The organism is Streptomyces parvus, from assembly GCF_014648875.1.
Lineage (GTDB): Bacteria > Actinomycetota > Actinomycetes > Streptomycetales > Streptomycetaceae > Streptomyces > Streptomyces parvus.
Genome location: NZ_BMRY01000001.1, coordinates 730037 through 743158 on the forward strand (window position 1 = coordinate 730037; position 13122 = coordinate 743158).

Annotated in this window: 10 protein-coding genes; 3 read left to right on the forward strand and 7 right to left on the reverse strand. The window is 70.3% G+C overall.

Going from position 1 to position 13122, the window contains the following annotated elements; translation table 11 throughout:
- Positions 1 to 146: 146 nt before the first annotated feature.
- Positions 147 to 863, forward strand: coding sequence for a L,D-transpeptidase family protein (locus IE140_RS03200; RefSeq protein ID WP_093444347.1), 717 nt, complete (start codon positions 147 to 149; stop codon positions 861 to 863).
- 168 nt (positions 864 to 1031) lie between these two features.
- Positions 1032 to 2069, forward strand: coding sequence for a sigma-70 family RNA polymerase sigma factor (locus IE140_RS03205; protein ID WP_109179878.1), 1038 nt, complete (start codon positions 1032 to 1034; stop codon positions 2067 to 2069).
- A gap of 115 nt (positions 2070 to 2184) precedes the next feature.
- Here the strand turns inward: IE140_RS03205 and IE140_RS03210 are convergent, their stop codons facing one another.
- A complete protein-coding gene (locus IE140_RS03210; RefSeq protein WP_150196914.1) occupies positions 2185 to 2559 on the reverse strand; it encodes an STAS domain-containing protein in 375 nt (124 codons plus the stop codon).
- A 258-nt stretch (positions 2560 to 2817) separates the two neighbouring features.
- On the opposite strand from IE140_RS03210, the gene IE140_RS03215 reads away from it, so the two are divergent.
- Entirely contained in the window at positions 2818 to 6102 is a 3285-nt protein-coding gene (locus tag IE140_RS03215) for a S8 family peptidase (protein ID WP_167533553.1), read from the forward strand.
- An 81-nt stretch (positions 6103 to 6183) separates the two neighbouring features.
- Here IE140_RS03215 and IE140_RS03220 read toward each other — a convergent pair whose 3' ends face one another.
- The 6 genes from IE140_RS03220 to IE140_RS03245 all read right to left on the reverse strand — a co-directional run bounded on the left by IE140_RS03220 (position 6184) and on the right by IE140_RS03245 (position 12700).
- The gene (locus IE140_RS03220) at positions 6184 to 6774 is read right to left on the reverse strand and encodes a Uma2 family endonuclease (RefSeq protein ID WP_150196915.1); all 591 of its coding nucleotides are present in this window, start codon (positions 6772 to 6774) and stop codon (positions 6184 to 6186) included.
- 97 nt (positions 6775 to 6871) lie between these two features.
- A complete protein-coding gene (locus IE140_RS03225; RefSeq protein ID WP_109179875.1) occupies positions 6872 to 8149 on the reverse strand; it encodes a thymidine phosphorylase in 1278 nt (425 codons plus the stop codon).
- Between the two features lie 180 nt (positions 8150 to 8329).
- Complete coding sequence (locus IE140_RS03230; RefSeq protein ID WP_093444341.1) at positions 8330 to 8743, reverse strand: cytidine deaminase; 414 nt, start codon at positions 8741 to 8743, stop codon at positions 8330 to 8332.
- Entirely contained in the window at positions 8740 to 10005 is a 1266-nt protein-coding gene (locus IE140_RS03235) for an ABC transporter permease (protein ID WP_150196916.1), read from the reverse strand. Before IE140_RS03235 ends, IE140_RS03230 begins: the two co-directional genes overlap by 4 nt.
- Positions 10002 to 11120: an ABC transporter permease gene (locus IE140_RS03240; protein ID WP_093444339.1), complete on the reverse strand. Its 1119-nt coding sequence runs from the start codon at positions 11118 to 11120 to the stop codon at positions 10002 to 10004. Before IE140_RS03240 ends, IE140_RS03235 begins: the two co-directional genes overlap by 4 nt.
- Entirely contained in the window at positions 11117 to 12700 is a 1584-nt protein-coding gene (locus IE140_RS03245; RefSeq protein ID WP_093444338.1) for an ABC transporter ATP-binding protein, read from the reverse strand. The genes IE140_RS03240 and IE140_RS03245 overlap by 4 nt, the downstream gene beginning before the upstream one ends.
- Positions 12701 to 13122 lie beyond the last annotated feature (422 nt).

The window sequence follows — 13122 nt, forward strand, 5'->3', positions numbered from 1 at the left end:
TCCGGCGACCCGCTGAACCGGACGTCGTCATCCCCGCGCTGCCGGACCGGGACGCAACCGAGACCTCCCCCGCGCAACCACCGCTCCCCTTCGTACGTCTACCAGGCGTAACCACAAAACCACTGTGGGCGAAGGGGAGTTGCCGCATGGGAGACATGGCGAAGACATCCGGCAGACGGCTGCGACGCGGGGTGGCGCTGTCCGTCGCCGGGCTGGTGGCCGCTCCGGCCCTGGTCCTGGGCAGCGGCACCGCCGCCCACGCGGCGTCCTGCACGAAGTCGGTGGGCCCCCACCAGAAGCAGGTCGAGAAGTTCCTCGAGCGGCCCGTGGACGGCAAGCAGTCGACGGCCGACTGCAAGGCGATCCAGAAGTTCCAGAAGGCCCACGGGATCACCCCGACCATCGGCTACGCCGGTCCGCTGACCTGGCGCACGATGAACACGATGCTCGCCCAGAAAGCGGCCGGGAAGAACCCCAACAAGGCCGGGAAGTGCCCCACCAACAAGGGGCGCATCGCCTGTGTCGACCTGACCCGGCAGCTCAGCTGGATCCAGGACGGCAAGAAGCTGAAGTACGGTCCCGTGCCGGTGCGGACCGGGCGGGACGGCGCGGAGACCCGGACCGGGGCCAAGAAGATCTACTGGCGCAACATCAAGCACTGGTCGACCATCTACAAGGTCTGGATGCCGCACTCCCAGTTCTTCGACGGCGGCCAGGCGTTCCACTCGGTCACCAAGTCCATGTACAACCCGCCGGGCTCCGGCGGCTGCGTCAACATGCGGCCCGCCGACGCGAAGGCATACTGGAAACTGCTGAAGAACGGCGACGACGTGTACGTGTACGGGCGCAAGCCCGGGACCTGAGCGAGGCGCTGAGCGCATCCCTAGGGGTGCCGGGCGGTCGTGGCCGGAGCCACGTCCTCCGGCACCCCTTGTCCTCTTTTCCGCCCCGACTGTCAGTGGCCTGCGGTAGCTTCCGACGTACCGGGTGACGGATGCCACAGCGCGAGGGCGCGCGACAGGGGTGGAGCGATGAGCGATCTGACCACGACGACGGCCGCGGGAGCGGCGGCGGACGCCGAGAAGCCGGATGCGGCCGGGATCGACAGCCGCCTGGAAGGACACCGGGTCGAGCTGACTGGCTACTGCTACCGGATGCTCGGATCCGCCTTCGAGGCCGAGGACGCGGTGCAGGACACCCTGGTCCGGGCCTGGCGCAACTTCGACAAGTTCGAGGGCCGCTCCTCGCTGCGGTCCTGGCTATACCGGATCGCCACCAACGTCTGCCTGGACATGCTGAACGCGGGCAACAAGCGGGCCCGCCCGGTCGATCTGACCGGCCCGACCCCGCTCGCCCAGGCCGCGCTGAGCCCCCGCCCGGAGAACGTCTGGCTGGAGCCGATGCCCGACGGGCGCGTCCTGCCCTCGGTACAGGACCCGGCGGAGGCGGCCGTGGCGCGCGAGTCGGTGCGCCTGGCGTTCGTCGCCGCCCTCCAGCACCTGCCGCCGAAGCAGCGGGCCGTGCTGATCCTGCGCGAGGTGCTCGCCTGGAAGGCCGCCGAGGTCGCGGAGCTGCTGGAGACCTCCGTCGCCTCGGTCAACAGCGCCCTCCAGCGGGCCCGCGCCACACTGACCGAGACGGAGGGCCGGGCGGGCGATGCGGCGGACCCGCTCGACGAGGAACAGCAGAAGCTCCTGGAGCGCTATGTGAAGGCGTTCGAGGGGTATGACATGGCCGCCCTGACCGCGCTGCTCCACGAGGACGCGGTGATGACCATGCCGCCGTTCGACCTGTGGCTGCGGGGCACCGGGGACATCACGGGCTTCATGACCTCCATCGGCGCGGCGTGCGCGGGCTCCAGGCTGGTGCCCGTCTCGGCCAACGGCTCCCCCGGCTTCGCGCACTACAAGCCCGCCGAGGACGGATCCGGGTTCGTGCCGTGGGCGATCCAGGTCATCGACATCCAGGACGGGGCGATCAGCGGGATGCACTGCTTCCTGGACGTCCCGCGCTGGTTCCCGCTGTTCGGTCTGCCGGACCGGCTCCCGGCGGACGCGCAGGGGGCGTAGGGCGTAGGCGGACGCGTGGGGAGGCAGGCGCGTACGGCGCCTGCCTCCCCACCCGCGTACGTCTGGTCTGTCTCCCCACCCGCGTACGTCTGGTCTGTCTCCCCACCCGCGTACGTCAGTACAGTCCCGGCACGCGTTCCTCCGGCCCCTCCTCCAGGGCCACCACATCGGCCAGCCCCACCAGGTCCAGCAGCGCCCGGAGTTCGGGTGGCACGCGGCGCAGCCGCAGGGTGTGGCCGGCCCGGCGAGCCACGAGTCCCAGCCGGGCCACCGCCTCGACGGCGGCCAGATCCGGCCGGATCACCCCGCCCACATCGCAGTCCACCGCCGCGCCGGGGGCGAGGGCGGCGCCGCGCGGACCGGCGAGGGCGCGCTCCAGCTCGGCGCAGAGGTCGGGTACGACGGCACGGCTGACCCGGCCGGTCACGGTCAGGGCGATCGGATTCTCGGCATCCACACCAGGCAGACCGCACCGGCGGGCGAAATTCATCGGCCCGCCCCCGGCGAGCCTCTCGCGCGGGGGCTCTTTTGCGTCATCTCCGGCTCTCTGTGCGGATCCTGTGAACCAACCTGCTCGGCTTTCCCTCTAGTTCGGTGAACCGACGGCCGCAGCCGTCATCTCTGCGCGTCTGCGGGCCGACGGCGTGAAGAACCATCGAGTTCTCCAGGGGGAGAGTTGCGCAGACACGTGAGAAACGCGTGCATACCCGCGGTCGCCACTGCGGCCGCAGTGGCGCTGGCGGCCGGCATGGTCAGCCCCGCCGTCGCCCAGCCCGACCCGAGGGGGGCGGCCGGCACCCGGGCGCAGGCCCAGGACCGGGAGACACGTCAGCTGACCCTCGTCACCGGCGACCGGGTCACCGTGGACGCCCAGGGCAAGCCGGTCGCCTTCCGGCCCGCGAAGGGGCGGGAGCACATCCCGGTCCAGCGGATGAGCCACCAGGGACACACCTTCGTCATTCCGGCCGACGCCCACCGGCTGATCGTCTCCGGCAAGCTCGACCGCCGGCTGTTCGACGTCACCGAGCTGAGCCGTCCGGAGAACCTGCGGGCCCAGCGGGACGGTCTGAAGCTGATCGTCGGCTACCGGGGCAAGCAGGCCTCCACCGCGAAGGCGCAGGTCCGTGACGCGGGCGGCACCGAGGTCGGCCGGAGCCTGACGTCGCTGAACGCCGAGTCGGTGACGACGCCGACGACCGACGCGCCGGAGATCTGGAAGGCGCTCACCGAGCGTCGCGCCGGGGGCGACCGGGTGACGACCGCCGCCGGAATCGACCGGGTCTGGCTGGACGGCGTGCGGAAGGCGAGCCTCGACAAGAGCGTCCCGCAGATCGGCGCCCCGGCGGCCTGGAAGGCCGGGTTCACCGGCAAGGGTGTCAAGATCGCCGTCCTGGACACCGGGACGGACTCCACCCACCCGGACCTCAAGGGCCAGATCCTCGCGGAGAAGAACTTCAGCGCCGCGAAGGACACGAAGGACCGGGTCGGCCACGGTACGCACGTCGCCTCGATCGCGGCGGGCACCGGTGCGAAGTCGGGCGGCAAGCTCAAGGGCGTGGCCCCCGACGCCAAGCTGCTCTCGGGCAAGGTGCTGGACGACGAGGGCTACGGCGAGGACTCCGGCATCCTGGCCGGTATGGAGTGGGCGGTCGCCCAGGGCGCCGACATCGTCAACCTGAGCCTCGGCGGGCCCGACACCCCCGAGGTGGACCCGCTGGAGGCGGCGGTCGACAAGCTGTCGGCCGAGAAGGGCGTGCTGTTCGCCATCGCCGCGGGCAACGAGGGCGACGGCGCGGGTACGGTCGGCTCGCCGGGCAGCGCGGACGCCGCGCTGACCGTGGGCGCGGTCGACGACGAGGACAAGCTGGCGGAGTTCTCCAGCCGCGGACCGCGGATCGGCGACGGTGCGATCAAGCCGGATGTGACGGCTCCCGGCGTGGACACCACGGCGGCCATCCCGCCGGGTTCGCTGATCGCCCAGGAGGTGGGCGAGAAGCCCGCCGGTTACGCCACCATCTCGGGTACGTCGATGGCCACCCCGCATGTCGCGGGCGCGGCCGCGCTGCTCAAGCAGCAGCACCCCGACTGGAAGTTCGCCGAACTGAAGGGCGCGCTGACCGCGTCCACGAAGCCCGGGGCGTACAACCCGTTCCAGCAGGGCTCCGGCCGGATCCAGGTGGACCGCGCAATCGGCCAGAGCGTCGTGACGGAGCCGGTCTCGGTGAGCTTCGGCGTGCAGCAGTGGCCGCACGCCGACGACAAGCCCGCCACCGAGAAGGTCACCTACCGCAACCTCGGCACGAGCGATGTCACCCTCGATCTGAAGGCGACGGGCACCAACCCGACGGGCAAGCCCGCTCCGGCCGGCTTCTTCACACTCGGCGCGGACAAGGTGACCGTTCCGGCGGGCGGCACGGCGGAGGTCACGCTGACCGCCGACACCCGGCTCGGCGGCACCGTCGACGGCACGTACTCCGCCTACCTGGTGGCCACCGGCGGCGGGCAGACCGTGCGCACGGCCGCCGCGGTCGAGCGCGAGGTGGAGAGCTACGACGTCTCCATCAAGCACCTCGGGCGGGACGGCCGTCCGGCCGCTCACGTGGACAGCACGCTCTTCCGCTTCGGCGCGGAGTCCGGCAACCCGTTCCTCAGCCCGCAGGTCGTCGACGGCACGGCGAAGATCCGGGTGCCCAAGGGCACGTACGTGGCCAACTCCACGGTGTACGAGGACCCGGACGACGTCACCAAGGGCGCCGACTGGATCGCGCAGCCCAAGGTCGCGGTCACCAAGAACACCTCGCTGACGTTCGACGCCCGCAAGGCGAAGCCGGTGAAGGTCACGCTGCCGGACGCGAAGGCGAAGGGTGAGCTGTTCTCCCCGGACTACGTGGTGGAGGCGGCGAACGACGCGGTCTCCTTCGGCTGGGTGATGGATTCGCCGGCCGGCATCCGTACGCTCCACGTCGGCCCGAAGATCACTGACGGTTCGCTCGCCCAGCACTGGTCGGGCACCTGGACCAAGGGCGCGTCGACCCAGTACGACATCGCGGTCGGCGGCACGGTCAAGCAGCTCGCCACCGGCTTCGACCGGAAGTTCACCTCGGCGCAGCTGGCCAAGGTGAAGATCGCCATGGGCTCGGCCGCACCGAAGAAGAAGGGCTCGGTCTCCGCCCTGGGCCTCCTGCCCACGTCGAGCGGCGGCTGGTCCACGGCGGTCGAGCAGAAGCTGCCCGGCACCCGCACGCTGTACCTGTCCACCGCCGACAAGGTGGGCTGGGGCTTGGAGTTCAGCCAGCTGGGCCCGGTCGACCAGGACGGCTGGCCGACGTACGAGGCCGACTACCAGATCAGCGACGAAGCAAGGTTCAAGGCGGGCAGGACCTACAACAAGTCCGTGAACACCGGGGTGTTCGGCCCGCTGGTGGGCAAGGACTACGGCGTGGTCCGTGAGGGCAACGAGATCTTCGGCATGCTCCCGCTGCTGGCGGACGGCGCGGGCAACGCGGGCGGCATCGAGTACACGTCGGCCAAGACCGTCCTGTACCGCAACGGCAAGAAGGTCGGCCAGAACAACGACCCGGTGAGCGGCTACGAGCCCTTCAAGGTCCCGGCCGGATCCGCCACCTACAAGCTGTCGACCTCGGTCAAGCACAGCGCGAAGGTCAACCCGCTCTCCACCCGGGTGGACGCCTCCTGGACGTTCTCGTCGAAGAAGACCGCGTTCACGATGCTCCCGGTCTCCACGGTCCGGTTCACCCCGGCCCTCGGCGCCGACGGCCGGGCCAAGGCGGGCAAGACCGTCTCGGTACCGGTGAAGGTGCACGGCGCGGCCGCGGGCAAGAACCTGAAGTCGCTGAAGACGTACGTCAGTTACAACGGCGGCAAGACCTGGAAGAAGGTCACGGTGAAGAAGGGGAAGATCACCGTCAAGAACCCGGCGAAGAACAAGGCGATCTCCTTCGCCGCCAAGGTCACCGACAAGAAGGGCAACACCTCGTCGGTGAAGATCTACAGCGCGTACCTGGGCAAGTGACAGGCGCTCGCGGGTAGTTCACCCCACGCACGACGGCGGGCCGCCGCGCGGAGAGGATCCGTGCGGCGGGCCGCCTGTCTGTCAGCTGATGGGGAGGACACCGGTGTCCAGCACCAGCCCGAACGGCTCGGGGAGGGGCAGCTCCCGCCCGTACTCGACGGTCTCCAGCACCCGGTACGTACCGCCCTCCGGCTCGCCGTAGAGCGTCGCGGTCGGGCGGCCGGAGTGCCAGGGGTCGAGGAGCAGGAACAGCTCCACTCCGGCCTTGGCATAGCCGTTGACCTTGCTGACGCGGTCGTGGTTGGCGTTGGCGCGGGAGGTGATCTCGACGACGAGGCGGGCTTCTTCGGCGGGGACGGTGTTGCCCGGCCCGGTGGCGGAGGCGCGGTCCACGACGACGAGGTCGGGGATGTAGATCCCGCCCCGCCCCGGGAGGGAGAGGCCGAGGGTCTGGTAGATCCCCCACTCCTCCGGGATGACGGTGTAAAGCCTGCGCTGGAGCAGCTCAGCAGTGGTGTTGTGGTCCTTGGACGGCGGCGGCGACACGGTGACGATCTCCTCGATGATCTCCACCTTGCAGCCCTCGGGTGCGTCCGTCTCCTCCCAGATCCGGACGAGGTCGTCCCAGTCCTGGCCAGGGCCCGGCGCGGGGTCGACGGTGAGTGCGCTCATGGCGGTCTCCTCTATCGGTACGTCACCGAGTCCAGCATGCCGAACGGGACCGGCGGCAGTCCACCGATCCCGTTCACCCGTACGAGGAAACCGCAGGTCAGGCGATACGTTCCCGCACCACCGGCAGCGGCGAGAACGACGTGCCGGCCGGGGCGATGTCGTACGACTCCGGCAGGGCCTTCAGGGCGTAGTCGAACTTCTCCGGGGTGTCCGTGTGCAGCGTCATCAGCGGCTGGCCCTCAGTGACCGTGTCGCCGGGCTTGGCGTGGAGTTCGACGCCCGCGCCCGCCTGCACCGGGTCCTCCTTGCGGGCGCGGCCCGCGCCGAGGCGCCAGGCGGCGACGCCGACGTCGTAGGCGTCCAGGCGGGTCAGGACGCCGGAGGCGGGGGCGGTGACCACGTGCTGTTCGCGGGCGGTGGGGAGCGTGGCGTCCGGGTCGCCGCCCTGGGCGGAGATCATGCGGCGCCAGACGTCCATCGCGGAGCCGTCGGAGAGGGCCTTCTCGGGGTCGGCGTCCTTGAGGCCCGCCGCGTCCAGCATCTCGCGGGCGAGGGCGAGGGTCAGGTCGATGACGTCCCTCGGTCCGCCGCCGGCGAGGACCTCGACAGACTCGCGGACCTCCAGGGCGTTGCCCGCGGTGAGGCCGAGCGGGGTCGACATGTCGGTGAGCAGGGCGACCGTGCGCACCCCGCTGTCGGTGCCGAGGGCGACCATGGTGGAGGCCAGTTCGCGGGCGTCCTCGATGGTCTTCATGAAGGCGCCGGAGCCGACCTTGACGTCCAGGACGAGCGCGCCGGTGCCCTCGGCGATCTTCTTGGACATGATCGAGCTGGCGATCAGCGGGATCGCCTCGACGGTGCCGGTGACATCGCGCAGCGCGTACAGCTTCTTGTCGGCGGGGGCGAGGCCGTCACCGGCGGCGCAGATGACCGCGCCGGTGGTGTCGAGGACGTTCAGCATCTCCGCATTGGTGAGGTGGGCCCGCCAGCCGGGGATGGACTCCAGCTTGTCCAGGGTGCCGCCGGTGTGGCCGAGACCGCGACCGCTGAGCTGCGGCACGGCCGCGCCGCAGGCGGCGACCAGCGGGGCGAGCGGCAGGGTGATCTTGTCGCCGACGCCGCCGGTGGAGTGCTTGTCGGTGGTGGGGCGGGACAGCGCGTCGAAGTTCATCCGCTCGCCGGAGGCGATCATCGCGGCGGTCCAGCGGGCGATCTCGGTGCGGTTCATGCCGTTGAGCAGGATCGCCATGGCGAGGGCGGACATCTGCTCGTCGGCGACCTCGCCGCGGGTGTAGGCGTCGATGACCCAGTCGATCTGCTCGGGGGTCAGTTCGCCTCGGTCCCGCTTGGTGCGGATGACGGAGATGGCGTCCATGGGAATCCTTCCGGCCGGGTGCGTACGCAAGAGTCCTCGTTGACTCTACGCGCATAGAGAGGGGAAAGGGCGGTGGCCCTTCCGGGAGGGAAGGGCCACCGCCGGGAGATACGGGGTGCAGCCGAGGTGCCGCGGGCTTCAGCCCAGGTGCTGCGGGCTTCAGCCGAGGTGCTGCGGGCTTCAGCCGAGGTGCTGCGGGCCGAACGACTGCGGCAGCATCGCGTCGAGCGTACGGAAGCCGTCCGGGGTCTCCAGGAGGAGCTCCGGGCCGCCGAACTCGTACAGGAGCTGCCGGCACCGGCCGCACGGCACCAGGATCGCCCCGGTGCCGTCCACGCAGGTGAAGTGGGTCAGCCGGCCGCCGCCGGTGGCGTGGAGCGTGGAGACCAGGCCGCACTCGGCGCAGAGCGAGAGGCCGTAGCTGGCGTTCTCCACGTTGCAGCCGGTGATGGTGCGGCCGTCGTCCACCCGGGCGGCGACACCGACCGGGAAGCCCGAGTAAGGGGCGTACGCCCGGGACATGGCGTCCCGGGCGGCCTCCCGCAGGGCGTCCCAGTCGGCCTCGCCGAAGGCCGGGGCGGGCGGGGGTGTCACTTGCCCTCGCCCTTGCGGTACGGCATCCCGTTGGCCTTCGGCATCCGCAGGCGTTGCGCGGAGAGCGAGAGGACCAGCAGCGTGGTGACGTACGGCGCGGCGTCGACGAACTGGCTCGGCACCTGGTCGGTCAGGAAGTACCAGGTGAACAGCAGCGCGGAGACGACCGCCGCGATCGCCGCGGAGACGTACTTCTTCTTGTACAGCTGCCAGAACACCGCGATGACCAGCAGGATCGCCAGCAGGAGCAGCATCGCGTGGACGTTCTCGGCGCCGCCGCGCAGCTTGAGGCTGTCGGTGAAGCCGAAGAGGCCGGCGCCCAGCGCCATACCGCCCGGCATCCAGTTGCCGAAGATCATCGCGGCGAGACCGATGTAGCCGCGGCCGCCGGTCTGGCCCTCCTGGTAGATGCCGGTGGAGACGATCGCGAGGAACGCGCCACCGAGGCCCGCCAGACCGCCGGAGATCGTGACGGCGATGTACTTGTACTTGTAGACGTTGACGCCGAGGGTCTCGGCGGCCACCGGGGACTCGCCGCAGGAGCGCAGCCGCAGCCCGAACGGGGTGCGCCACAGGATCCACCAGGTGGCGGGGATCAGCAGCAGGGCGACGACGGTGAGCAGGGACAGGCCGGTGACGAGCCCGCCGATGATGCCGGCCAGGTCGGAGATCAGGAACCAGTGTTGTTGTTGCAGGTCCTGCATCCAGTCCGAGAGCCCCGGAACAGTGATCCGGTCGATGGGATCGACGCGCGGGGACTGCTTCGAGGAGCCGCCCTGGACGCCGTCGAAGGCGAAGTTGGAGAGGTAGCGGGTGACGCCGACGGCGAGGATGTTGATGGCCACACCGGAGACGATGTGGTTCACACCGAAGGTGACGGTGATGACGGCGTGGAGCAGACCGCCGAGGCAGCCGCCGAGGACACCGAAGAGGACACCCACCCACGGGCCCCACTGGAATCCGGCCCACGCGCCGAACCAGGTGCCGAGGATCATCATGCCTTCGAGGCCGATGTTGATGACGCCCGCACGCTCGGCCCACAGACCGCCGAGTCCGGCGAGGCCGATCGGAACGGCGAGTGCCAGGGCGCCGCGGACCTGGCCGACGGAGGTGATGTCGTTGGCGCCGCTGATGATGCGGACCAGCGAGACCAGGGCGAGACCGCCCGCGATGATCAGCAGGACGACGGGCAGGGAGAGCTTGCGGCGGCCGTTGCCCTTCTTGGGGGCGGGGCGTGCGGCGATGGTTTTGCTGGTGCTCACAGGGCCGCCTCCTTCTCGGTCGTGAGGGCGTGTCCGGCGGCGAGCTCCTCGCCGACCTTCTGCTGCTGGCGGCGGATGCCGTAACGGCGGACCAGCTCGTAGGAGACGACGACCGAGATCACGATCAGGCCCTGCATGATCGTGGCGATCTCCTTCTCGTACCCGTACTGGTCGAGCGAGGCCGAGGACTTGTCCAGGAATGCGATCAGCAGGGCGCTGAGGGCGATGCCGAGCGGGTTGTTCCGGCCCAGCAGCGCGATGGTGATGCCGGTGAACCCGATGCCCGTGGGGAAGTCGAGGCTGTAGGTGTGGGTGTCGCCGAGCAGGGTCGGCATTCCGGCCAGGCCCGCGACGGCGCCGGAGATCAGCATCGAGGTGAGGATCATCTTCTTGGCGTCCACGCCGGAGGCCTGGGCCGCGGTCTCGCTGGCGCCGGTGGCGCGCAGGTCGAAGCCGAACCGGGTGCGGTTCAGGACGAACCAGTAGAGGACACCGCAGCCGGCGGCGACGAAGGTGAAGCCGTAGATCTCCCCGGCCATGTCGCCCATCGGCAGCCCCGGGAACCAGCCGGACTCCGCGATCTCGCCGGTGGTGAGGTTGTTGGAGCCGGGAGGCTGCTCGCCGAAGTTCTTCGGCAGGATCATCCAGGCGACGAGCGCGGTGGCGATCGAGTTGAGCATGATCGTCGAGACGACCTCGCTCACCCCGCGAGTGGTCTTGAGGAAGCCCGCGATGCCGGACCAGAACGCGCCCACGAGCATCGCGACGATCACGATCAGCGCGATGTGCAGCGGTCCCGGCAGCTCGACGCTCGCGCCGACCAGCGCGGCCATCATCGCGGCGAGGCGGTACTGCCCGTCGACCCCGATGTTGAAGAGGTTCATCCGGAAGCCGACGGCCACCGCGAGTGCGGCGAGGTAGTACGTACCGGCCTGGTTGATGATCAGGACCTGCACGTCGGCGTAGGAGGCCGATTCGAACATGATCCGGTACGGCTCGAACGGGTTCTGCCCGGAGGCGAGCAGCACCACGGTCGTCAGCGCGAGGGCGACGACCAGGGCGAGCACCGGGCCGGCGAAGCCCAGGATCAGCCGGTCCTTGTCGAATTTCTTCATCGGGCCTCGTCCTCCGAGCCTTCGAGGTGACCGGTGGCGGCGCCGGTCATGGCCGAGCCCAGTTCCTCCGGGGTGATGGTGGCCGGGTCGGCGTCGGCGACCAGCCGGCCGCGGTACATGACGCGCAGGGTGTCGGAGAGCCCGATCAGCTCGTCCAGGTCGGCCGAGATCAGCAGCACGGCGAGCCCTTCGCGGCGGGCCTCGCGGATCTGGTCCCAGATCTGGGCCTGTGCGCCGACGTCCACCCCGCGGGTGGGGTGGGCGGCGATCAGGAACTTGGGCGCGTGGCTCATCTCGCGGCCGACGATCAGCTTCTGCTGGTTGCCGCCGGAGAGGGAGGCCGCGGTGACGTCGATGCCGGGGGTGCGGACGTCGTACTCGCGCACGATGCGCTCGGTGTCGGTACGGGCCGCCTTGTTGTCCAGCAGCCAGCCGCGGCTGTTGGGCTTCTCGGTGACGTGGCCGAGGATGCGGTTCTCCCACAGCGGGGCGTCCAGCAGGACGCCGTGGCGGTGGCGGTCCTCGGGGATGTAGCCGATGCCGGACTCGCGGCGCTTGCGGGTCGGGGCGTGCGAGATGTCGTCGGAGCCGAGGGTGATCACTCCGGCGTCCGGGTCGCGCATGCCCATGAGGGCCTCGATGAGCTCGGTCTGGCCGTTGCCCTCGACGCCCGCGATTCCCAGGACCTCGCCCTGGTGGATGGTGAAGTCGATGCCGGCGAGCACGTCGCGGACGGTGCCGTCGGGGTCGGTGACGGTGAGCTTCAGGTCCTGGACCCGCAGCATGGGGACGTCGGTGACGGTGGACTCGCGGGTCTCCGGCGAGGGCAGCTCGCTGCCGACCATCAGCTCGGCGAGCTGCTTGGTCGTGGTGGAGGCCGGGTCGGCGGTGCCCACGGTCGTACCGCGGCGGATGACGGTGATGTCGTCGGCGACCGAGAGGACCTCGCCCAGCTTGTGCGAGATGAAGATGACGGTCAGGCCCTCGGCCTTGAGCTCCCGCAGGTTGGCGAAGAGCGCGTCGACCTCCTGCGGCACGAGGACCGCGGTCGGCTCGTCCAGGATCAGGATGCGGGCGCCCCGGTAGAGCACCTTGAGGATCTCCACGCGCTGCCGGTCGGCGACCCCGAGGTCCTCCACGAGCGCGTCGGGCCGGATGCCGAGCCCGTACGCGTCGGAGATCTCCATGATCTTCTTCCGGGCGCCGGAGCCGATGCCGTACAGCTTCTCGCCGCCGAGGACGACGTTCTCCAGGACGGTGAAGTTGTCGGCGAGCATGAAGTGCTGGTGCACCATGCCGATGCCGCGCTCGATGGCGTCACCCGGGTTGGCGAACGAGACCTGCTCGCCGTCGATCGCGATGGTGCCCTCGTCCGGCTTCTGCATGCCGTAGAGGATCTTCATCAGGGTGGACTTACCGGCGCCGTTCTCACCGACGAGGGCGTGCACGGTGCCCTTGCCGATGGTGATGTCGATGTCGTGGTTGGCGACGACGCCGGGGAAGCGCTTGGTGATGCCGTGCAGTTCTACGGCAGGGGGACTGCTGGACGCGTTGATGACGCACTCTCCTTGGCCGGACAGGAGCGGGGGCGGAGGGGCTCGGGGGGCTCGGGGGCCCTGGGGGGCGGGGGTGAAGTTATCGCGCCGGAGGGCTGTCTACACGCGTAGCGCTGCCGAATCGTGAAACACGGGTGCACGTCATGGCCCGGACACGGGGTCCGGACCGGGCGGGAGAGCACTGCGAGAGGCGGATCTTCTTCGGGTCGTACTGAGGGTTGCGGACCGCGGGCTGCGGACCGCCGGTGCCGCGGACTGCGGACCGCCGGTGCCGCAGGCTGCGGACTACGGACCGCGGGCTGCGGGCCGCCGGTGCCGCGGGTCTTCGGTGAAGCCCCAGTGTGTGCGGCTCGGCGGCTGGTCCGCGGCCCTGCCCGTCACCGGCGGCGAGAGCCACGCGGCGTACGGACAGGGCCTGGGAAACCAGCCGGGGCCGACGGCACGGG

What these genes read in the sequence shown, in the direction of transcription:
- IE140_RS03210 (WP_150196914.1), bottom strand. Translation starts at nt 2,559, where the DNA reads ATGAATTTCGCCCGCCGGTGCGGTCTGCCTGGTGTGGATGCCGAGAAT.
- IE140_RS03225 (WP_109179875.1), bottom strand. Translation starts at nt 8,149, where the DNA reads ATGGACGCCATCTCCGTCATCCGCACCAAGCGGGACCGAGGCGAACTG.
- IE140_RS03200 (WP_093444347.1), top strand. Translation starts at nt 147, where the DNA reads ATGGGAGACATGGCGAAGACATCCGGCAGACGGCTGCGACGCGGGGTG.
- IE140_RS03220 (WP_150196915.1), bottom strand. Translation starts at nt 6,774, where the DNA reads ATGAGCGCACTCACCGTCGACCCCGCGCCGGGCCCTGGCCAGGACTGG.
- IE140_RS03215 (WP_167533553.1), top strand. Translation starts at nt 2,818, where the DNA reads ATGGTCAGCCCCGCCGTCGCCCAGCCCGACCCGAGGGGGGCGGCCGGC.
- IE140_RS03205 (WP_109179878.1), top strand. Translation starts at nt 1,032, where the DNA reads ATGAGCGATCTGACCACGACGACGGCCGCGGGAGCGGCGGCGGACGCC.
- IE140_RS03240 (WP_093444339.1), bottom strand. Translation starts at nt 11,120, where the DNA reads ATGAAGAAATTCGACAAGGACCGGCTGATCCTGGGCTTCGCCGGCCCG.